Below are 22,573 nucleotides of genomic sequence, written 5' to 3' on the forward strand. Positions count from 1 at the left end.
GCAATTACGTGCCAGTTTTGCCAGCCGCTGTGCTGGGCGTTAGAGCTCTGGAGGATTTGGGATTTGCCACTAAAAGCAAAATTGAAAGGATGCGATATTTTTGCATTCAATTTTGATGATGACTCTTGGTCACAGCTAAAAAGCAAGCCAGTATTAATGGCATGCTGTGCCAGCAAAGCGGTATTGAAAAAGAGCAAACTTGGAACTCACTTTTTCTCCCACCATAGAAAAGGCGATTGTGTATCTGAAGCCGAGTCAGCAGAACATCTTTATCTCAAGAATCTAATTTGCCTTATTGCTTTACGAAACAACTGGTTAGTTATAACGGAGCAGGAAGGTGAGACACCTGACGGTGAAAAATGGTTTGCCGATGTGTATTGTGAGAAAGGGAATGCCAAATTGGCATTTGAGGTCCAGTGGTCATATCAAAACAGAGATGAGTTCATCCGAAGACAGAAAAAATATATTGCATCAGGTGTTAGGGCTGCTTGGCTCTTTAAATTAAAGAGTAACAAAGAGTATTGGGTTGATGATATACCTTACCAATTTGATACGCCTGTATTTGGAATGAAAATGAAGCTAAGAGGCGTTGAAAATTTATATATTCCTCAATTTGACGTTGCTCTAGAAGGGTTCATTGAAGGAATGCTGCAAGGCAATCTTGAATGGAGCCCAAAAGATAGGCAGCGGTTAATTGCTGAAGTTATTCCTCATTATGAAAAGTGCTGGAGATGCAAAAAAGAAACTGGGGTCATTCTAGGTGTATCCGTAAAGAATGATAAGAATAGAGAAATATCATTTGTAAAATTTAGTGATGAGGGCGTGCCGGAATTTATATTAAGCAATGGAATTTCAGATCAATTGCTAAGAAACAAAATTGGTACGCTGAAAAAGCGTTTTAGCAAAACAAGAGGCGAGAGTTATTTGTCTAATGGTTGCTTTCACTGCGACGCAATAATGGGAAACTTCTTCATCTTCGAGTCTCTAGTAGAGTATTGTGGCGACTTACCAGCTCCGGTACATAGATTTGAATATATTTATGGGGCTGGCGGCCCATATATCAGAGGTGAGTGGTACTTTAATGAGCGTCAGTCTAAACATATATTCTAGCTCTAACAAGGCACGGCTGTCGAATAAACGTCCGCTAACAGCACTTACAAGTCAATTATTAGAAATAGTATTACAGTAAACCTTTTAGTAAACTAAGCTCAGAAAATTCAAGCGATTAAATTTAAATCCATTACCCAACCGCCAACTTTCCTGCCTCATGCCACATTTCACTTGGCATGGGGTTGGTTAATTCCCACGTTATATTCATCGGCTGGCTGCCGTTGTGGCTTTGGTATTTTACCTCGCCGTAGTTTACAAATCCCATAGTTCGGCCATTTTCATCTTTGCCTTGTTCGCGCACAAATAACAGGATGGTTTTACCTGTTTTTTGATGCTCAATATAACTAAGGCCACGGCCGTGCTCTGGGCGGGCGCTGTTTTGCGTTTGCCAATGGAACAGGGTAGGACTTATTGCGTAGTCGTGATAAAGCGTGGTGGGCGAGTAAGTTTTTTCGCACTTATTGAGAGTTACAAATAGTAGCTCTAGGTTTTGGTTTTTAAATTCTAAAACACCTTCGCGGGCGGTCGATTTTTTATCAAACGAGTGTGCGCCAAATGCGGCGAGTATTTGCTGACGCGTGTAGCGGCTGTGTAATTTGATTGCGTGATTAGGTAAGCACGTTAAATCGCTTTCTTGTTTGTGAATGCGGTTTATTAATAGCGTAATTACTTGTGCAAGTTCCTGTTGTAGCTCTTTGTGTTTAAGTGCCTGTAAGCTCTGTTTGAGGGTTTTAAGCCCTAAATTTGTGCCTGTGGTATCCCAAAAGTTGTAATGCGCCATAAGCGCGTACTGTTGGTTTTGTGGTGTTGGGTTAAAACTAAAGTCGTTATTACATAAATTACGTAAAAAACATAAGTAACTGAGTGAGTCGCAGCCGAGTAATTGGGTGTTGATTGCGCGGTAATACGCGGCGTAAATGTCTGTTTGCTGTGTTGGTATTTCATCGCCTTTTAACCAGTGCCAGCCACCGAGTTTTTTATCTTTTGGTTTGTATATATCTTCAAGCGTGGCTTGCGGGTTTATGCGTAAAAAGTTACTTAGCGTGAGCGTGTCATTGGTGTGTTGCGAGTAGCTATTTATAAGCTGTTGTAAACGGCGTTTAGTGTTTATGGCTTGCTGAATATTTTTTAATATTGTTTGTTGAGTGCGCTTTTGTAGTTCTATACGACAACCCAGTGGTAGATGCGGGAAGTTGTTTTCGATCTCGGTTTTTATTGGTTGATTACTTTTTCCAATGAGTGCGCGAAACTTACTAGCAAAGTCGTATTCTGGGCGGGCGTTGCCTACAAAGTCGAGTACGGTACAGCACTGCTTTTGACTGTTGTCGGGCAAGCGAAGGCCACGGCCGAGTTGCTGTAAAAACAGCGTTAAGCTTTCAGTTGGGCGTAAAAATAAAAGTGTATCGACCTCTGGAATATCGACCCCTTCGTTAAAAATATCAACCACACACAGTATTTGTATTTCACCTTGGCGCAGTGCTTGTTGTTTGGCCGCGCGTTCATTGGTGTTTTTACTGGTCAGCATATCGGCGTTTATGCCTGCTAAGTTAAACTTAGATGCCATAAACTCTGCATGTTTTTGACTTACGCAAAATGCCAACGCTTTAATGTTGTGAACATTAGTCACTATATCAGCAAGGCTGGATATAATTTTGTTTGCGCGGCTGTTCTCCCCTGTATAAAGGTTACTTAATTCGCTTATATCGTAACGGCCACCACGCCATGTTATTTGGCTTAGGTCGGTATCGTCATCTACTCCAAAGTATTGAAACGGGCATAAGTGGCGTTGGTTTATTGCCTCTGGCAAGCGAATTTCAGCGGCTATTCCCCCACAAAAATCATCGAGTATATTTGCGCCATCTTGTCGCTCTGGTGTGGCGGTTAAGCCAAGTAATATTGTGGGCGTAAAGTGATTTAAAATAGCTCGATAACTGGCGGCGCTTACGTGATGTACTTCATCTATAACTATGTAATCGTAATAGTCAGGAGTTAAATTGAGCGATTCAATTTGGCTGTTTAATGTTTGAATTGACGCAAACAATTGGTTGTAGCGTTGTGGTTTGTAGTTACCTACCCACAGCTCGCCAAAGTCGTTATTTTTAAGTACACCACGATAAGCACTTTGCGCTTGTTTAAGTATTTCTTCGCGGTGGGCTACAAACAAAAAGTGTGCGTTTGGGTTTTTATCGTAAACGGCTTTAAAGTCAAATGCCGATATGATTGTTTTACCTGTGCCCGTTGCGGCAACTACTAAATTTTTAAAGCGATTATGTACGCTGCGCTCAGCACTTAGTTTTTCTAAAATAGCGAGCTGATGGGTTTTTGGTGTTATATCAAAATAAAACTGGCTGCTTGCTTGGCCAACACCGCGTTGCTCGTTAAGTGAATTTATGAGCTTTTCTTTACATTCAGCTTTGCCAGTAAATAATTCAAAATCTGGCGATTGCCAATAGGTTTCGAAGGTACTTTTGGTTTTAGCTATGATGTGTGGTATTTCTTGAGCGGTAATTTTTAAGTTCCACTCAAGGCCGCTGGTAAGCGCCGAATGCGACAAATTAGACGAGCCAATATAACCGGTATGAAAACCTGTATTACGCATAAACAAGTATGACTTTGCATGTAAGCGCTCTTGCTGATTGTTGTAACTAAGCTTTACCTCGGTATTTGGCAGGCTTGCTAAAAACTCAACCGCTTTAGCATCCGTTGCACCCATGTACGAGGTGGTAATTACTTTGAGTTTATTGCCGCTTTTAGTAAACGCTTCAAGCTCATTTTTAAATATGCGCAGCCCCGTCCATTTTATAAATGATACAAGCCAGTAAATAGTGTCGGACGATTTAATCTCGCGTTTTAGCTCGGTTTCGAGCGATATCCCCGCATTAGCGCCGCTGAATAATTCGCTTTGGGTAAGCCCTGTTAACGGGAATATATCGTGTGAGTAATCTTTAAGATTTGCAGCAATGGGATTTTGGGTATTAAACAGTGCAGTAAGAATACGGCCTTGGCTGTCGATAAGGTTTTCGTTGATCAGCTCGTCATCGCGAATATGATCTTTAAGCCAAAGCACAAGGCTGTTTGCGAGGTGTATTTGTTCCTGCAAACGCTCGTTTGAATTAGGGATTGCATCAATTGCATGTTCAACCAGCTTGCCTAAAAAGCGCGAAAGCCACGTAGCCGCCTCAGCCGATTCTAGTTGGCGTTCGCCCACATAAAATTGGTCACGATTTAAATTTTGCTCAATTACTTGTGTAATTAATTGCTCGTAAATACCAATCTGTTGCATTAAATCGCTCCCTGTTTGCGAGCATTCAGTTTACTAAAAAATGCAATGTAAACAAGCATTAACTCATTATTGAATTAAAGACTGCTGCCAAGAAAATTTCCCCGTGATCACACCCGAAATTGAATTAATGATGAGTAATAGCAGCGCATGGATGCGCGTTAAGCGATGCTTACACACGGACGTGTTTCATCGCGTTTACGTTCATATTATTAATTTAAATTGAGGAAATAGTGTGATCCTCGGGGCGCCGAGAGATTCCAAAGAGAAGTCGGCGGTTACTTCTCTTTGGTTGCCGTCGCCAACGCGACATTATCAATCAAATTTGAAAAGCGCTGTATTTTCACAATCACCACACACTAATGAGTAGAGCTCTTTGCGTTTGCTCACTTTAGTATTAGCGCTGCTACATTGTGGGCAAGACGTTTTCATTGGTGTATTGGTATCGCACTCACCACATGTAACAAAATAGCCGTAGCGACCTGAGCGAGGTTTAAGCGTCGTTTGATTGTTGCACTGCTTACACTGTAAATTTATTTCATTGGCAATATTTGGTTGCTCTTGAGTTATTGGTGCAATAGCTGCTGATTCATCTTGATAAATTGGGCTTGGCTCGTTGAGGTTTGATGTTATTGCGTCAGGTTTTAACTGTGTAGAAGTGGCAATATTTTGCTCTAAAAGAAACTCACAGATCCTAACTAGGCTTTCTTCACTAAACCAAGGACGAACATTAGTTGAGAAAAAGTGTAGGGCATTTGGTGTTGAAGCAGGTAACTTCATTATGTCTAAAAGCTTATCAGCTATAAACTCAGACTTAACGAGACGCTCTTCAAGCGTTTTTGGTGTGTTATCTCGATTAATTATGGCATTACTCGATATTGCACAAATGCTATGCCATTCACGGCCACCAAAGTTTTGTTGTATTTTGCCAAACATCTTTGGCAGGAGTTGATAGGCATTGTCTCTTACCAAACTTTTTAGTAATGCCAGTTGTAGCTCAACTTGTTTGATTGGTGATGGCATACCTTGCCATTGCCCACGGTAACTGCGACTCCACTCTTGATGTTGGTTTATTGCAACTTCACCGGTAATACTTTTTGATTCAATAAGAATAAACCCGTAGGTGTAAACAACCAGATGGTCTATCTGTGCGGTTTCGCCGTTGTGTTTAAACTTTACATCATTAAACACAAATACTTGAGAGTGGTCTTTAAATGCGCGGCGTAAGTAAAATGCTACGTCTAGCTCTTGTTTCTGACCCGCTTTGATCTTAGCGGAAGTGGAAGTTGATAGAGCTTTATCTTTTAAAATCATGCGACATCCTTTCTGTCATATATGTTTAAAGCATATCACTGAAGTACCTAATAAAAATACTGTTGAAGGATTTTTACTCGCCCTATTTTCATTTAAAAGCTACGCTTTTCACGTCAGCAAGCTTAACGCCTACATTAAAATTTAAAGACCACTGCCAAGACAACTCCCCCGTCATTTTGCTCGAAAAGACTCAATTGATGAGTAATCGATTGCATGGATGCAATCAAAGCCGTGACAGGCACATGGATGTGCCTTACACGGCGGTTACGTTCATATCAATTTAGGCTTTGAGGAAAGTGCAAAATGCTCGGGGCACCGAGAGATTCCAAAGAGAAGTCGGCGGTTACTTCTCTTTGGTTGCCGTCGCCAACGCGACATGTATAAATAAAGTAGACGAGTATCGAGTTGCGGGAAGCGGGTTTCGAGCTATTTAAAGCGGCGCTTTTCGCGTCAGCAAGCTTAACGCTTACAGCATAAATACCCCTTAACCTAACTCAACAATATCACCCTGTAAGCATGGCGTTTGCTCAATTACGCCCTGTATTAAAGTAATTAACTGACTTGCCGTTTTACTTGGCTGGCGTGTGTTATGCCATAGGGCATAAATAGGCCTGTTTGCAAAAGCAGGTTGCAATTCAATATAGTCAAAAGCCTGTTTGTTAGTAATACAACTAATTTCAGTCATAGGTAATAAACCAACTCCATTTCCTTCTTCAACCATTTTTCTGGCTATTGTTATATCAAAACAATAACTTATATCGCTGTAGAGCTCTGTTAGTTTGTTAAGCATGCCTGTTGGTAGCTGCGCTTGAGTGTAAGGTAAAATTAGGCGAGTTTGCGGTGCATCTTTTTTGCTGACCAACTTAACTGCAATAGCGCCTAAGCGTTTTTGATAATAACTTGAGTCTTGCTGTTGGCCAATGCGAATAGCGAGGTCAAAGCGTTGTTGGCTCAACTGACTATTAGCATTACTTGGCGATATGTGAAAATTGAGCGAAGGATTATCTTTTATAAATGTATTTAGCGCAGGCATAAGCAGATCTGCAATGATGTTTTGTGGGCATAACAAATAAAAAGTATTGCTGTTATTGCTAGCACAATTAAGGGTGGTTATTTGATTATTAAGCGCTAACACTGAATCTGCAAGCGATGTATAGAGCTGCTCTCCTTTTGCTGTTAGCACGATTCCTCGTGCTGTACGTTGCAATAATGGCTCTGTTAATTTGGTTTCAAGTGCTTGAATACGTCGCGATAGCGTCGATAAATTTAAGCCTAAGTCTTTTGCCGTTTGGCTCATACTTTTACGCCTAGCTACCTCTATAAATAAATGAATGTCATCAAGCATTTCTGTTTCTCAATCTTAGTTTGCATTTTTGTGAGTATGGAAGCCCCAAGCTTTTGAATATAGTAACGCCAAGGAGGAAAGATGAAAATTCATTTTATATTTACATTGGCATTTTCGTTCATGATGTCGTTTTTACTATCTGCATGGGTGACCTACGTAAATTTAGGTTTAAGCGATACCTTTGTGCAAAGTTGGCTAACTGCATTTATTAATGCCTGGCCTGCAGCTTTTTTAGTGGCCTTTACTGTAGCACCGCCAATTCGTGCTGTGGTTATTAAATTAATTAACAAGGATTAAAGATGATTAATATAGTGGCAAAAATAACCCCTCAAGCTTCATTATTTGATGACTGTAAAGGGCGTTTACAGCAAATTTTAAAGCCTACACAGGCTGAGGTTGGCTGTATTCGATTTGAGCTATACAGCAATAGTGAGCAAACATGCTTGTTCTTAGTCGAACAATTTACGTCGCAAGCTGCTTTGGATACGCATTATTCACAGCCTTATGTAAAAGAGGTGTTCGCATTTTATGAAACAGCGTTAGCAAAACCGGTAGAAGTAAATAAATTAGTCGCGATTGAGTAAGTTTAATTTATCGTGTGTACTTCATTGGAGTGGGGAGTGTGTGTCCTCGGACGGTCGGCACTCGCCAACGCGACATGTATAAATAAAGGTGACGAGCGGCGGGTTGCGAGCGGCGGGCTTTGAGTATTAAAAGCTACGCTTTTCACGTCAGCAAGCTGCACGCGGTGAGAACAGGTAAAAGGTTCTAGGTTAAAGGTGCTAGGCTGAATATAGTCCGTCGCTCGCGGCTCGTTACCCAAAATTGGCGTTTAAAATAATCACAGCTAAAACTGGTTTCTACGATTTCAACTTACCAATTAACACAATGAGGCAATTAAGTGCGCTATTCGCCTCATTTTTTGAGGCGAATAATGCGTGAAAGTAACGTAATTTAAAAGCGGTGCTTTTCGCGTCAGCAAGCTTAACGCCTGCGGTGGTAAAGGCTGCGGGCTTCGAGTGACGAGCAGCGAGCTTGTGCTAAAACCTAAAGCCTAAAACCTAGCTCGTAGCTCGCAACCTGTGCCAGGTCAGTCGGCCAGGGCGTTATTTGTGGGTTGATAAGCGCCATTATCTAACGCATCAAAGTAGGCTTGATAGCGGCCGTTTTGTTTAAATTTAAGTAATTGCTGATTAAAAATTTCAAGCCGCTGTTTACTGTATTTGTTATTTTTAGGGAACATCATAAAGCTTTGGTTTATGAGTAAAGCTTTGGGGTGATGGTTAATAGAGCTAAATAGGTTAGGTAACTTACTGGCCAAGGTGTAATAGCCTACGCTTTTTTCCTCGGCAAAGGCGTCTATTCTGCCCATAGCTAAGCGTTTAAAGTTTTGCTCTGTGGTACTTACTCGCGACATATCAAATAGACCCGCTTGTAGTGCTTTATCAAACTCTTCGCCATAGCTGTAAGCAAGCCCACCACCGAGTAATAAGCCTTTTAAATCGTTTAGGTTTTGCCAATCAAAAGGGCGTTTTTTGTGATAAAAAAATACAAAACGCTCGTTTAACACTGGCTCACTGTAAAAATAATCCTCAGTACGTTGTTGTTCAAACATCCATACGGCGGTGGCTGCGTATTTATCATTAATGGTGTCGTGGTAAGCACGCGGCCAGGGTAAAAAGGTAAAGTTAACCTTAATATTGGCTTGTGCAAATAAGTCGGTGATTAAATGGGCAATCACACCTTGATGAGGTAATGATTCACTTAAAAAAGGGGGCCATTCGCCGGTACTTATATTTAAAGTAGTGGTATGTGTGGGCTGTTCGTTTTTGGGTTGAATTGCTTCAATTGCGTTACTGTAATCACTCACTAAAGCCATCAGACAAAAAGATGCGGTAAAAATAAGGTATCTTAATTTAGCTGATAACATCACATGCATATGTATAGTTTACTCCTTCTTAGCCATTAGGTTGTGACTGGTGCTGTTCAAAAAGTAGGCTATTGTAGTGAGTGAAACTGAATGCACGCTTAAGCTAGATCAGTCGGCAATAATACTTAATCATTTTACGGGGCTAAACGTGTCGCTACCTGCGTTAAAAAACTCTCATTACGACTGCATGGATGCAGAAGGTAGAGCAATGCAGGAGCAATTGCTGAGAACAACTAAATAGCAAATTTTTTGCCTAGCTATCAACACATTTTTCCTGCCTCAAAACAGACCACTTGATTAAGCGAATTGGTATTAGATTTAAAGCCACCTTTTAATAAGTACAGCGTACTCTATTATTCTTTTGTTTGCATGTTTTTTGCGCGCTCTTCAGCTTCAATTAGTGCTTGTGATTTAGGGGCGCGTTGCTTTTCTTCCACTTTCGGTTTTTGTGGTGAATTTGGATCCCAACTTTCATCAAGCGATAAGTTAGCAAATGGGTTACTGCTTTGTGGCGGTATATCAGGCTTAGTGGGTTCAACTGGCGATACCTTTACTTGTTCTGGTTTTATCGCACTTTTTTTAGTGGGTAAGGGGGCGTTGGGATCGAAGGTGCGTATTTCAGGCTCTTTAAAGTCGTGCTCGGTAGATGGCGTTAACGGTGAGCGCGGTTGTTTAGGCGAATGTAAGTCTGCCTTTGGTTGTTGAGGCGAAATGGGCTCAGCTGCAATAGGTGCTTCTTTTTTAGTCGCTGGTACAGGCTCGCTAGGCTGATTAACCGGCTTGCGCTGTTTTTTGATTGGTTTGGCTTCGGGATCAAAGTCTCTTACTTGTGGCTCTGCATGCTCGGTGGCATTTTTTATCCGTTCTAAAGTGGCTTTAGCGGCGGCTTCAAACTCTGCGGTATTCGGGATTTGCTTTACTTTAGCTGTGCTCACTTCGTTTGCGTTTGGCTCGGCACTTTCGGTTGTTGTTTTTGGCTCGCTTTTGCTGGTATCAAGAGTCTTAGATTCATCAATAGCAGTACTACTTTGCTTGTCATCGCACTTAGTAGTGGGAGCAGCTAGTGGCATACTGGTATCGGCAGGCTCGTTATTTTGCTTAACATTACGTAGGCGCATTAATACAACAACCCCAATTATTACCACTAAGAGTAGCGCCACACTGGGTAATACTAGCGACAACATATTTGATTTTTTAGGGATTGATGAGGCAACACCGTTAACTTGCTCTGTGGCATTTACGGTAACCGGCATGGCCGTTTGTAAAGGCTCCACTGTTGATTTTGTAACTGCTGGAGTTGTGCTGTTTTGCGTGGTTGTATCAATGCTAGGCTGATCATTTGTTGCAGCATCAGTTTGTTCATCGTTTGTTGTTTTATTGCTTTGCGGCTCATTAGGCTCGGTACTTGCTGATGCTGGAACAGTTGTACTTTGAGTATGTTTAATACTTTGCTCAATATCTGGCTCAGACGCTGTTGCTACTGTTTGTTCAACGTTTGATTTTGCGCTTTGCTGTGTAAGTGATGACTGGGTTTGACTCTGTGCAATAGGGATATTTACAACAGATGAAACAGGCTCAGTTACTTGCGGTTTTGTAATCTCAGGGATGGGTTGTTCAATAATGGGTTGCGCTTTAGGCTTTGCTGCTGGTTGAGTACGTGCTGGGTTACTGCAGTTTTTTTTGTAGTCGCGAGCGGCGTTACGGTACTTACGGCTAGTTTTGTCGTTACTATATTGCTGCATTTCTTGTTTTATAAGAATGCACATCGCTTCGTTGTAAGCGACACTGCTGGCACTATAAAACAAAGTAAAACAAAAAAGTAAGCAACTCAGTAACGGTTTCATAAAACTCAAAAGCGGTTAAGCATCAATGCACTAATTTTAAGCGTAAAGTAAAAAATTATCTAGGGTTTAGCAATTTCGCGCGCTAAGCCTAAATTAGTCAATCACCATTAAGCTGCGGTACTCGTCGTAAGCAAATTGGTCGGTCATGCCGCTTATGTAGTCTTGAATGAGTCTACATCTGTAATAAAACTCATAAGCCGCAAAGTGGTCGGGCTCTTCTTGCATGGCATTTATAGCGTGCTGATAGCTACTTAAATGTTTTTTAGAGAGTTTTTTAACTAATCTCGATTCTATTAATAAACGGTTGTCGCCATGTAGTGCGCGTTTAAAGTCGTCGCTAGTTAATTGCAGTAACGGTTTATAGCACTCTAGTAGGCCGTTAATAATACGGTAGCCTTGTAGTTCGAGCTTTTCGACCTCTTTATGAGAAAATACATGCTCAAGTGCCACTTGCTTAAGGGCTTGGGTTACTGCATGCAGGTAGCTGCGGTCTTCTAATAATGCATGGTTAAAGTCACCATGATAAATTGGCTCTATGTTTTCAATAAAGCGTTTAGCAGCATGATTTACTAATGGGTGCAGTAACGATACACGCAAATAAATAAAAAATTCACTATTAAAATTAAAGGGCTGTGCTTGCGCGCGTTCAATTGCGTAATTAATTGCATCATCAACAAAGCTTTGATGTTGGGTGTCGTTTAAGGCTAAGTTAATTAACGCTTTTTGATACTGCTTTTTTAGTTGCTCGCATAATAACTGTGTGGTGATTATGTCTTTTTCTACCGCATCTTCTATGTCAGCCAAGCAATAAGAAATATCGTCAGCGGCTTCCATTATGTAACTGGCTGGGTGGCGGCAATTCGGCTCCATTTTGAGCTCAGTTTGCAGTGCCTCTACAAAGCTTTTTTCACTGTAGTAGTAGCCCACTTTTTTCATAATGTAGTTTTTATTTTGTGGGATATCTTGCTTCGCTAAGCTGGCAGGGCGGGTGTACTTTAAAATTGCCGCACTTTGGCTGTAGGTTAAATTTAGGCTCAGCAATGAGTGAATAATACGTATGCCTTGGGCGTTGCCTTCAAAACTGCAGATATCTTGCGCTAAATGTTTAAAAATAACGCCTATACTGCTATTGGCTGTTTGGCAACGCTCAGGCGTAATACTGGCCAAGTTAGCATTAAACCAATTATTAATGGCGGCCTCGCCAAAGTGACCAAATGGCGGGTTACCAATATCGTGCATTAGGCAGGCCATTTCTACTAGGGTTTCTAGCGGGCGTTCTAAGCCTGATAAACCATATTCTTTTTGCTGTTGGTAATTTAAGTTGGCAAAAACACGCTGCACAATAAATCGACCAACTTGTTGTACTTCTAATGAGTGAGTTAGGCGCGAGCGCACTGCCGCGTTACGCTCCAGCGGAAATACTTGGGTTTTTTGTTGCAGCCGACGAATGGCTGCACTATTAATAATTCGGCCACGATCGCTCTCAAGCGCCATTTGTAAATTGGCCGTCGTGCGCTGCATACGCGCTGGGGTGATTTTGCTGCTGAAGTCGATCATGGCAATCCTTTTATTTTGCACGTTGGGCTCTTATTAAGTGCACAGTTATATTTTTTAGTGAGCCATCTTTAATCTATCAGCATGTATCATAAAGTAACAACTTGCTTTAGTATTATTTTTTATAAAATTAACATACATCTATAGGTGTTTAAAATGAAGTTGTGGATCACAAAGGCAGTCTGTTTTTGCCTTTTATTAGGGATGAGTAATGCGTTTGCAGCCAAAGAGCAAACCGTAGTGATGATTTCAATTGATGGCTTGCGTTGGGATTATATTGAAAAGCACGGTGCACCCAATTTAAAAGCAATGGCTGAGCAAGGGGTTAGAGCACAAAAAATGCAGCCAGTTTATCCTACTAAAACGTTTCCAAATCATATTTCGGTGATTACTGGTTTACTACCCGTTAACCACGGTATTGTTGACAATAAATTTTGTGACAAAGCGCGCAATAATCAATGCTACAGCATGGGTAAAGGCCAAAAAGACAGTACCTGGGTACGTGGTACTCCATTATGGAATTTAGTAAAAATGCATGGGCTTAAATCGGCGGTGTATTTTTGGCCTGAGTCGGATGCGCGCTTTAATGGTATGACGCCTGATTACTATTTTCACTATTCTAAACAAGGTAACTATCAAGACAGAATTGACCAAATTATACAATGGTTAAGTTTGCCTCAAGCGCAGCGCCCACGTTTTGTAGCCAGTTACTTTTCGCTGGTTGATAGCATGGGGCATGAGTTTGGCCCAGATGCAGTACAAACACGTGATGCTGTTCATAAGTTAGATGCCTTAGTGGGGCAATTACGTACTCGCTTGAGCAAATTATCTCAGGATATTAATTTAGTAATTGTTTCTGATCATGGCATGGCACAGGTTGATCCTGAGCAAAGCATTATTGTTAGCAGTTTACCTAAAGATGATAATTTTATTATTGTGAATACCGGTCCTCGTTTACTTATTTATACTAAAAGCGATGCTAAAAATGCGGATATTGACGCGTATAAAGCACGTTTACAAAAAGCGGCTAAGGGGCGTTATAGTGTTTTAAGTAGCGAACAGCTTGAAGGCTACCATTATAATAGCGGGAGTAGAGTGGGCGATATTGTGGTGCAAACCAATGCGCCTGCGGTATTTAGTAACGGTACTAAAGCGCCTTATTTAGGTACACATGGCTATGCTTATAGTGATGATATGGCAGCCACCTTTGTAGCAGCAGGTCCTGCGTTTAAAAAAGGGGTAAGTATTGAGCTGGTGAATAATTTAGATATTTACCCTGTACTTGCTAAGGTAATGGGGTTAACGCTAATGAGTAAAGTGGATAGCGATGGCAAAACGTTAATGCCTGCAATAAAAGCAGTTAATCATTAAAAAGAGCGCCGAGGCGCTCCGCAAGGGAAACTTAATTGGTGTAAATGGGTAATAATTTACCCATTTATTTAATGCTAATTCTTAGAATTGGGTTTATTTAAAGTTAGCAATACTGGTTTTTGTGTCGGTTACAGTACGAATAGCATATGCTTGGTTGGTTACACCAAATGGAATGCCATTTACGCTCCAATTTGGGTTAGAGAAATAATCGTACTGAGTTGCACTACCAAACACATGCGGGTAAGCCATAATACTGGCAAATTCATTTTGTACACCGTGGCCCATACCATCAACATATACGCCACCGGCCGTATCGCCTTGCTTACGAGAATGCGCCAAACCTTGGTTATGACCTAGTTCGTGCACGAACGTTGTAGCTCCACAATCAACGGCTGTTATTGAATACATACGGTTACTCATTGAACTGTATAAATTGCCATTCGTACCTTGACCAACCCATGCTAGTCCACAAGAGATTAAACCGCTGCCTGCACTTTGGCCAGTGCCTAATACGGCTACCATGTCGGCTTTCCAATCATTACGTAAACCATCTACGTAGCTGCTATTTGTCACAGCGTTAAGCCAATCTTCTGAAGGGGTTATTGCATGGTTGCCTAAGTTTTGAGAACCGACTAAACGCAGTGTTATATCAACGCCATTTTGACTATATACTTGATTACTAAAAGCAATAAGCTGATTAATTTTAGTATTAATATTGCTGGTAGCGGCAGCTGATTGGTCGGTATATAAAATACCAATATCAATTGTTTCTGCTGACACTGTGCTAGCGGCACATAATGCCGTTGCAATAGCGGCTGTTGATATTATTTTTTTCATAGTCGTATTTCCTTTCTTTTGTAATTGCAGTTTTACTGCTGAGTCATCTTGGTTTAGGTTAAAAATTAAATTGAGGGTGATTCTTCATCACTGGGCGCAAACGGATCTCCACCGTCAGTATTTTTTGGTGCGGGTTCACCTACTTGGTGTTCTATATGGTTTTTATATAAATCCCGTTTTGCTGCAATCCAGCCGTATTGGCCTTTGCTTTCAAAAACATAATTGCCACTAGGGGCAGTAAATTGACCATAAACCGCGTCATTACCAACGGTTAATATAGTGGTATGCAACGCTCCATTAGCACCAATCACTTGGCCAACAATGCTTTTATCACCGTTACTGGCATTGGTAACATTCGTTATTTCAGCGCTGTAGGTTTCTGCGGTTTGCGGTATAGCTAGGTCAAAATTATCCCCTGCTTCAAGGGTTTTAAGCGCTGCTAGATCAAATTCTATATAGGCTTCATTTTGTAAATCGGTAGGCAGTACTTTTGCCGCTTTAAGTATTTCTTTTGCCTTGGTTGAAGGTTTATTGATTGCGTCAAATGAGTTTTCAATAACGGCTAACTTTGCTTTTGAAGGGGCGCCTTTTATAGGATCTTTACTCATATCGATTGGTAATGGCTTACGTGTTTGTTTTGCAAATTCAGAATCAACAGGAACGATATCAATAGCTATGGGGGCTTCTACCTCATCGGTTTTATTCTGATTATTAAGCAGCGTATATATGGCAAATACAGACAAAGGAATAGCGATAATTAAAACAATGTAACGTTTCATCTGTTTCTCTTTTAGGGTTATTGGTGAACTAATTGTTAAGTTTTATATTAAAAATAGGATGAGATCAAATTTAAATTGTAATCATAAAGTGTTAACGGGTGTTTTTGTAACTTATTGTAAGTATTTGCTTTACCTTTTTTAGGTATTTGTTTTTGATTTAATAAGTGTGGTTTTTTGTAGTAATGACGCACCCTGTGGCATGTTTTTAGGTACGTATGTGTTTTTTAAATTGCAATGATTTTGAAAGACAAAACTGACCAATAAAATTTTTTAGCAACGTGATCATTTTTCATTATTCATTATTCAAAATTGCAAAGTATAAATAGGCAAAGTATGTTGTAACATTAGGATTTCTTAATGAGGGAATTATGGCAGGGACTGATCAGTTACTTAGTCGCACTATGGCGGGACTTGTTGCCGTTATTATTGGTTTTTCAAGTTCAATAGCATTGATTTACCAAGTGGTGATCACTTTAGGTGGCACACCTGAATTAGTGGCAAGCTGGATATTAATGCTGGGCTTGGTAATGGGCAGTACCTCTATTGTGTTGTCGTTTTATTATAAAGTGCCTATTTTAATTGCATGGTCTACCACTGGAGCTGCACTACTGATTTCAAGCGCGCAAGGCTATAGCTTACCTGAAGCGATAGGTGCATTTATGCTCTCAGCCTTATTGGTGCTGGTGTCGGGAATAACGGGGTGGTTTGAAAAAATCATGAACCGCATTCCCAGTGAACTGGCTTGTGCCATGTTAGCGGGGGTATTAGTCACATTTGGCATTGATGTGTTTAACTTTATGAACGATATGCCATTAGTTATTGGTTTAATGGTGGTGGTGTACTTTATTGGTAAGCGCTTTTTTGCCCGTTTTGCGATGCTAAGTGTGTTGCTAGCGGGTATATTTTTAGCGTGGTATATGGGCAATATCGATACCAGTACCGTGCATTGGCAAGCCAGTAGTTTTACTTATATTGCGCCAAGCTTTAGTTTGCAGGCATTTATAAGTATAAGTATTCCTTTATATATAGTAACTATGACCTCACAAAACTTACCCGGTTTCGCTATTTTGAAAGCACATAATTATAAGGCGCCTATATCATCGTCATTAACTGTGACCGGGTTAATAAATTGTGTGACGGCTCCCTTTGGTACCTATTCTATTAATCTAGCAGCCATAACAGCGGCTATTTGTATGAGCGAAGAGGCCGATAAAGACCCTGATAAGCGTTATTGGGCAAGTATTGCTGGTGGCGTGTTTTACATAATTATGGCGTTATGTGCGGCTATGTTAGTGGCAATTGTGGCAAGCCTGCCACAGGCCTTAGTATTGGCGCTGGCGGGTATTGCTTTGTTTGGCACTATTGCCAATAGTTTGCAGCAGTCTTTGCATAGTGCTGAATATACTGAAGCGGCCATTATTACTTTTTTAGTCACGGCCTCAGATTTAACTTTATGGTCGGTGGGCTCTGCCTGTTGGGGAATAATTGCTGGAGCAATCACATTATTAGTGACACGTAAGCGCTAAGCGCAGCTTTGAGTTATAAGTTGTCAGCTATCAGAAAGTGATACAAGAGAAAGCGCGAGATATACTCGCGCCTACAAGCTTTCACCGCACTTGGCTAATCTCCAGTTGAATGCTGAGAGCTAAAACCTAACCGCTGCTCTCTTTTTTTATAGCATTGGCTTTAACACATCAAACATAGCGTCGATGTGATCGTCACGATCATTTAGGGCTGCAATGTATCGGTATTTTTCGCCGCCAGCTTCTTCAAAAATTTCGCGGTTTTCACCTTCTAATTCTTCAAGTGTTTCAAGGCAGTCGGCGCTAAATGCAGGGCTGATAATTGCGATATCTTTAATTCCTTCGCTAGGTAAGCTCTCAAGAGTTGCATCTGTGTATGGTTTTAACCATTCAGCTTTACCAAAGCGACTTTGAAAAGTAGTGATCACTTTATCTTTGTCTAGCCCTAGTTTTTCAACCACTAAACGCGTGGTTTGTTGGCATAGGCAGTGATATGGGTCGCCATTATCTAAAAACTGTTTAGGCATACCGTGGTATGAAAACACCATTTTTTGTGGCATTCCGTGTTTTTCTAAATCTTCGCTAATGCTGTTAGCGAGTGATTCTAGGTAGGTTGGGTTTTTGTGATACCCATTTACAAAGTGCAGCTCTGGCACCCAGCGCCATTTTTTTAATACATTGGCAACCGCATCAAATGTGGAGCCTGTGGTTGGGCTTGAATACTGCGGGTAAAGCGGCAGCACAATAATACGGGTTAAACCTTTGTCTCTAAGCTCTTCAAGGCCCGCTTCGATTGATGGATTACCATAGCGCATCGCCATAACCACTTCGGTGTTGGTATAGCCATGGTGTTTTAATAAGGCATTTAATTTAAGGCTTTGCTGGCGTGTAATGTGAGTAAGCGGCGAGCCATTTTCGGTCCATATACTTTTATATAATTTAGCTGAGCGTTTTGGGCGAATACGCAAAATGATGCCGTGAAGAATGATCATCCACACTATACGTGGTATTTCTACAATACGCGGATCTGACAAAAACTCACGTAAGTAAACGCGTAACGCGCTTGCTGTGGGGGCATCGGGGCTACCTAAGTTGGTTAATAAAATACCTGTTTTTTGGTTAAAACGCCCGTCGTGGGGATTATCGGTAACGGCAGAAAATCGCGACACTGTGTACTCCTTCAAGCAATATATTTGAAAGTAACTATTATGGCTTAGTATAACGAATAAAAGAGCATTTTAGATCAATCATTTAGCCGTTTTAACCATAATTCTAAACGGAGTCGGCTTTTTGGCTTCGAGATGCTGTAGTTTCACAATCGATTTTGAATTGAAAACGTGCCCTTTAGGTAAAAGCATAATACCTGTATGGCTGTGCAGTGAGTTTGCCAGTGTCATACTCTCTTCAAGTTCTTGAGCGCAAATTACTTTAATCGAGCCAATAGACGTGTCTGAGGCCATAAGCTGTACATGACTTGCCTCAAGCGATTTTACTATTTTTGGGTGATATAAGCTGCCACTACCAAGCTTAATATTATTAAGTGCCACCTCATGACGCATTTTGGTAGTTAATAATGGATCGCTTTGCTCATAATGCTCCCAGTAATCGCGAGCAACGCTGAGCACCATAGCCCCAATAGGAATATCGTTTTTAGCAAGCCCTTTGGGTATTCCTTGGCCGTTGTAGCGTTCGAATTGATGATAAATTGCATCAGAAACATCGCTTAAATGCGTTGCAGGCATGAGCATTAATTGTGAAATACTCGGGTGGGTGTAAAACGTTTTGCGCTGTACTTCATTGAGTTCGTTAATAGGTTTGTTGTAAAGCTCAGGGTCCATCGCAAGTAAACCAATTTGAGCTAAATACCCTGCAATAGGCGCAAGCGTGATACTTCTTTGCGATACATTAAGGTAACGCGCTATTTGCGTGCATGTGCCGGCAATGTTCTCGGCTCTTTTACCATCGAGATACGGATTTGCATTAATAAAATTATAAAGTAGTTCAACAGTAGATTGATGCTCTCGTTTTTCACTTTCATTAGCGACTTCAAGTTTTTTCAGCACGCTTCTAATTTGTTTTGTTCGCTTGTCGACGAGTTGTTCTAAATTAGTATTAAGTTCTTTTAGCTGTTGATTTTGTTGATTTACTTGAAGTTGTAAAATTTCATTTTGTTTTTTTAGTCTAAACTTTTCTACACCCGATTGGATAACGCTAATTAAGTGATCATTTTGCCAAGGTTTTTGCACATAGGCATGAATGCCTCCTTCGTTAACCGCACTTATTGTTGACTCTAGATCGGAAAAACCAGTTAATAAAATACGCTGGCTATCGGGAGCGATTTTTCTCGCTTTAGCTAAAAACTCCGCCCCACTCATATGTGGCATACGCATATCACTAATAACGACGTCAAATTCCTTTGCATGCATTTTTTCAAGTGCATCTTGGCCACTGGTTGAAACACTCACATCAAATTTATATTGGCGTAATAAACGAACTAAAGATTTAAGCACATTGGCTTCATCATCTAAGCATAAAATACTCGGTGGTTGTTGATTTAATTGCTCTAATGGGTCAATGTCCGTCATTTTTTTACCAATAAGAAAGTGTATTAAATGGCTAAAGTTAGTCTAAGCTTTGCTTGTAAACAACTGATTTATTTAAGCCGTATCAAGATACTGTACTTTAGCAGTACGTAAATCACAGCGGATAGGATTAAATACCATAGCGCAGTACCTTGGTTTGCAAATATTTTAACTATATTACTCTTAAAGTTAACGATGATTATTACAGCTTACTTACACAAAATCAGTGCTGTAAATAGAGCTTATTCAATCGGTTTGTTAGCATTTAAAATAGTGAGTACATCGTCAGTTAATTTGGGTTTTTTAGGTAAGGTAATATAAAAAACAGTACCTTGGTTTAACTGGCTTTCAACTCGAATTTGACCACTATGCTGCTCTATAATTGCTTTGCTTATAGCCAGCCCTAACCCTGTGCCTTGGCCTATTGGTTTTGTAGTATAGAAAGGGTCAAAAATTTTATTTAATTTGTCCTCATCAATTCCACTGCCATTATCGGCAATAGTTATATAGGCATTTTTTTTATCGGCTTTAGTGGTAATACTGATCACTCCAACCTTGTCGCAAATGGCTTGAGCGGCGTTAAAAAATAAATTTAAAAATACCTGAGAGAGCTGGGTTGAACGCCCTGTGATGATAACGGGTTCTGTGTTGTAGTTTTTTTCAACGTTGGCGTTATATTTAATTTCGTTCCAGGCAACACGTAATGTGTTATCAATGAGCTCGGTTATATCAATATCGCCAATTTGGGTTTGATCCGGATGAGCAAATTGCCTTAACCCTTGAACAATCTCTTTAACTCGATCAGCCCCTTCAGTCATTTCAGCAATGATATCGCTTGAGTCTGTTTGTAATTCATCAAATTGGTAATGCTGTAGTGTATCTACTAATGTTTGCTGCGTTATGGCTTTTTCTGCTTTGAGTGTGTTAATTAAATGACTAAATTGCTCAAGGTTGTAAGCCAAATTTTGGATATTACTGACAATGTAGCTTAAAGGGTTATTTATTTCGTGTGCAACGCCTGCCGCCATTTGCCCTAACGAAGCCATTTTTTCAGAGTTGATTAGCACTTGTTCAATGTTGCTTTGTTTTTCCTCCATTTCTTTTTGTTTCACAAGTAAGTTTCGTTTTTCAAATTGTGAAATCGTATTCCCTGCAAAACTGACAAAGCGTTGCATTAAAGTAATATCGTGCTGATTAAACGCGCCAATTGTTTCAGAAAAAATATAGAGCTGGTAGCTCTCTGTGCTGGTACTTACTGGAGTGGTGAGCATTGCATGTTGCGAATTCCAAAAAGGATCGGTTACTTGCCAATTAGGAAGTTGATGTAAGTTAAATACATTTTTAATGTTTCTATTCGGTTTATCGAGAACTGTAAGCTGGGTAATTATTGCATCGCTATGAGGGTGCGATGCTGTAACTAATGTCGATAATTCATCACTGGGATTTATTTTAATTAAAATAGCCGCAGAAAAAGAGATCGCTTGTTGCAAAATATTAAAAAACTCAGTGAGTAAGGTTTCTGTGCTGTCGTTTTTTAAGATTGCATCTAGGCCGTCTAAAATCAGGCTGTTAAAGGCACGGTTTTCTTCAAGTGCTAAATTATGAACCTGTAATAAATGCAGTTTTTCTAATAGTATTTCGTTGGTAGTCATACAGAATCACCAAATATTTCGCATGAGATCATTAAGTTACCGTGCTTACTAGTTGAGTCGCTAAATGTGCCAAGTTCTCCAAAGGTAAAGCCCATAATAAACGGTGTGTTGGGTAATTGTGCTGCAATAGAGTGTTTTACTTCTTGCATTGCACTTTGAATAGATAACATGCAGCCGCCACAAAAAATAATAATAGCGCCTTTTATATTTTTTATTGCATGTAAGTCTGCCAGTTTGGTCAGTGAAGAAACGACCATATCGCCTCGTTTTATTAATTGTTCAGGGCTTCCCGAAGCAAGATAAACAGTATCGCCAACGCTTAAATTTGAAAATAATTCTAGCGTGCCATTTTCAGCTACCGCTGGGTGGCTTAGCAGCAGCCTAGGAATATCATCATCAGAGGAAAGGGCTCTTGCCAGTGGGGTCATCGTTGATTGGGCAAGTATATTTCCCGCTTTTAACTGTTCAAACCCTATGTTTTTTCGCCACTGATTATAAACATCAAAGGCGGGCTGGTTATCGATAGTATTTAATATGCGACCATCAACGTTTGTAACTGTACCCAGCTGGTCGGTTTTATCATAGCCTGAACTATAAAAGCCGAATGTTTCTATCGAGGGGTATAACACTGCAATAATAAAGCCTTGTTGGTATACATTTTTAGTATCGCTAAAGCACCACTTTGCTGAAATGTCGTTGTCGGCACAACTTCCTCCAAAAACAGGTATACGCTGCCCGATAGCATCTTGAATTCCTTGTAATACCAACTCCTCATTACCTGGAACTTGAAAACACCAGACCATTTTTGGGGCGAGTCCAGTTTGGCCTGCATTAGCAATGGCTTCGAGTACGGTTTGAGCAGCATTTTCTCTTAGATTATCGGTTGCATTACAACTTGCAATTCCATAATGACCCGTTGAGTCTTTGATAGAGAATAAACTAATACTTTGCTCATTTAACGATAAATTTTTTTCGGTTGATGAGCCAAGACAGGAAGAGATGATTAAGCAATTTTGAGTGTTTTTTATCAAGTTGGGCTGGCTATTATAAAGATATTTAATGGTATCGGTTGTAGCAAACCCGAGCAGTAAATCGGGACTGTTGTTTGTAAACTGACTTACAGGTTTGATAAATTTATCTATATCGCTGCCGTGAGTGTGAAAAGTTTCAATGGCGAACATAGATGCCCCTTGGTAATAATAGCCACAACGCTGGATGTTTTTAACTAAAAATAATCACTTAGAATTTATTCTAGACTATTATTATATAAAGTGAACTGGATGGCTTATTTTTAGACAGTATCATTTTTGTTTAAGTTGTATCTAGTGATTGCAATCACTTATTAATGATAGAAACCTTAAACCAATATAGGTGATCTGAAAAGGTATCAGTTAGATAGACAGTTACAGCTAAGTGGCATTATTGCGTATGTAGTTAGATACAATATACTTG

The 22,573-nt window shown here is 40.3% G+C and carries 18 protein-coding genes; 6 read left to right on the forward strand and 12 right to left on the reverse strand.

The genetic code is table 11. The features are described 5' to 3' along the window. The first annotated feature begins 63 nt into the window (after positions 1-63). Positions 64-1,110, forward strand: coding sequence for a competence protein CoiA family protein (locus CWB77_RS05010; protein WP_138621608.1), 1,047 nt, complete (start codon positions 64-66; stop codon positions 1,108-1,110). Positions 1,111-1,240: 130 nt separating this feature from the next. Here CWB77_RS05010 and CWB77_RS05015 read toward each other — a convergent pair whose 3' ends face one another. From CWB77_RS05015 to CWB77_RS05025, 3 genes are all read right to left on the reverse strand, one after another. Beyond that, on the reverse strand, positions 1,241-4,393 hold the full coding sequence (locus tag CWB77_RS05015) for a DUF3427 domain-containing protein (RefSeq protein ID WP_138621610.1): 3,153 nt from the start codon (positions 4,391-4,393) through the stop codon (positions 1,241-1,243). 312 nt (positions 4,394-4,705) lie between these two features. Next, positions 4,706-5,704: a nuclease-related domain-containing protein gene (locus CWB77_RS05020; RefSeq protein WP_138621612.1), complete on the reverse strand. Its 999-nt coding sequence runs from the start codon at positions 5,702-5,704 to the stop codon at positions 4,706-4,708. 484 nt (positions 5,705-6,188) lie between these two features. Then, positions 6,189-7,049, reverse strand: coding sequence for a LysR family transcriptional regulator (locus tag CWB77_RS05025; RefSeq protein ID WP_138621614.1), 861 nt, complete (start codon positions 7,047-7,049; stop codon positions 6,189-6,191). 81 nt (positions 7,050-7,130) lie between these two features. Between CWB77_RS05025 and CWB77_RS05030 the strand changes: the two genes are divergently transcribed. Together CWB77_RS05030 and CWB77_RS05035 are read left to right on the forward strand one after the other, a co-directional pair. After that, positions 7,131-7,346: a DUF2798 domain-containing protein gene (locus CWB77_RS05030; RefSeq protein WP_138595457.1), complete on the forward strand. Its 216-nt coding sequence runs from the start codon at positions 7,131-7,133 to the stop codon at positions 7,344-7,346. A gap of 2 nt (positions 7,347-7,348) precedes the next feature. After that, positions 7,349-7,633 (forward strand): putative quinol monooxygenase, encoded by a 285-nt coding sequence (locus tag CWB77_RS05035; protein ID WP_138621616.1) that lies wholly within the window; start codon positions 7,349-7,351, stop codon positions 7,631-7,633. A gap of 506 nt (positions 7,634-8,139) precedes the next feature. Here the strand turns inward: CWB77_RS05035 and CWB77_RS05040 are convergent. Next, on the reverse strand, positions 8,140-8,988 hold the full coding sequence (locus tag CWB77_RS05040) for a substrate-binding periplasmic protein (RefSeq protein WP_055011579.1): 849 nt from the start codon (positions 8,986-8,988) through the stop codon (positions 8,140-8,142). A gap of 67 nt (positions 8,989-9,055) precedes the next feature. Between CWB77_RS05040 and CWB77_RS18395 the strand changes: the two genes are divergently transcribed. Beyond that, entirely contained in the window at positions 9,056-9,220 is a 165-nt protein-coding gene (locus CWB77_RS18395; RefSeq protein ID WP_171039104.1) for a hypothetical protein, read from the forward strand. A gap of 112 nt (positions 9,221-9,332) precedes the next feature. Here CWB77_RS18395 and CWB77_RS05045 read toward each other — a convergent pair whose 3' ends face one another. Together CWB77_RS05045 and dgt are read right to left on the reverse strand one after the other, a co-directional pair. Further along, positions 9,333-10,823: a hypothetical protein gene (locus CWB77_RS05045; RefSeq protein WP_138621618.1), complete on the reverse strand. Its 1,491-nt coding sequence runs from the start codon at positions 10,821-10,823 to the stop codon at positions 9,333-9,335. 93 nt (positions 10,824-10,916) lie between these two features. After that, positions 10,917-12,380 (reverse strand): dGTPase, encoded by a 1,464-nt coding sequence (dgt, locus tag CWB77_RS05050; protein WP_010389524.1) that lies wholly within the window; start codon positions 12,378-12,380, stop codon positions 10,917-10,919. Positions 12,381-12,533: 153 nt separating this feature from the next. Here dgt and CWB77_RS05055 point away from each other — a divergent pair, with 153 nt between their 5' ends. Continuing rightward, on the forward strand, positions 12,534-13,748 hold the full coding sequence (locus CWB77_RS05055) for an alkaline phosphatase family protein (protein WP_138621620.1): 1,215 nt from the start codon (positions 12,534-12,536) through the stop codon (positions 13,746-13,748). 93 nt (positions 13,749-13,841) lie between these two features. Here CWB77_RS05055 and CWB77_RS05060 read toward each other — a convergent pair whose 3' ends face one another. Both CWB77_RS05060 and CWB77_RS05065 read right to left on the reverse strand, forming a co-directional pair. Then, the gene (locus CWB77_RS05060) at positions 13,842-14,585 is read right to left on the reverse strand and encodes a M12 family metallo-peptidase (protein ID WP_055011576.1); all 744 of its coding nucleotides are present in this window, start codon (positions 14,583-14,585) and stop codon (positions 13,842-13,844) included. A gap of 65 nt (positions 14,586-14,650) precedes the next feature. Further along, a complete protein-coding gene (locus CWB77_RS05065) occupies positions 14,651-15,364 on the reverse strand; it encodes a protease inhibitor BamI-like protein (RefSeq protein WP_054201457.1) in 714 nt (237 codons plus the stop codon). Between the two features lie 368 nt (positions 15,365-15,732). On the opposite strand from CWB77_RS05065, the gene CWB77_RS05070 reads away from it, so the two are divergent. Continuing rightward, positions 15,733-16,890, forward strand: coding sequence for a benzoate/H(+) symporter BenE family transporter (locus CWB77_RS05070; protein WP_138621622.1), 1,158 nt, complete (start codon positions 15,733-15,735; stop codon positions 16,888-16,890). Positions 16,891-17,036: 146 nt separating this feature from the next. On the opposite strand, the gene hemH is transcribed toward CWB77_RS05070, so the two are convergent. The 4 genes from hemH to CWB77_RS05090 form a co-directional block, all read right to left on the reverse strand. Next, the gene (gene hemH, locus CWB77_RS05075; protein WP_010389517.1) at positions 17,037-18,056 is read right to left on the reverse strand and encodes a ferrochelatase; all 1,020 of its coding nucleotides are present in this window, start codon (positions 18,054-18,056) and stop codon (positions 17,037-17,039) included. A 78-nt stretch (positions 18,057-18,134) separates the two neighbouring features. Next, positions 18,135-19,472 carry a response regulator c-di-GMP phosphodiesterase, NosR family gene (nosR, locus tag CWB77_RS05080; protein WP_138621624.1) on the reverse strand — a complete coding sequence of 446 codons (1,338 nt, stop codon included), beginning with the start codon at positions 19,470-19,472 and terminating at the stop codon, positions 18,135-18,137. 239 nt (positions 19,473-19,711) lie between these two features. Beyond that, on the reverse strand, positions 19,712-21,121 hold the full coding sequence (locus CWB77_RS05085; protein WP_055011573.1) for a sensor histidine kinase: 1,410 nt from the start codon (positions 21,119-21,121) through the stop codon (positions 19,712-19,714). Then, a complete protein-coding gene (locus tag CWB77_RS05090) occupies positions 21,118-22,302 on the reverse strand; it encodes an FIST signal transduction protein (protein ID WP_138621627.1) in 1,185 nt (394 codons plus the stop codon). Before CWB77_RS05090 ends, CWB77_RS05085 begins: the two co-directional genes overlap by 4 nt. Between the last annotated feature and the right edge of the window lie 271 nt (positions 22,303-22,573).

Origin of the sequence: Pseudoalteromonas sp. S1610 (assembly GCF_005887465.1) — a bacterium.
Lineage (GTDB): Bacteria > Pseudomonadota > Gammaproteobacteria > Enterobacterales > Alteromonadaceae > Pseudoalteromonas > Pseudoalteromonas undina.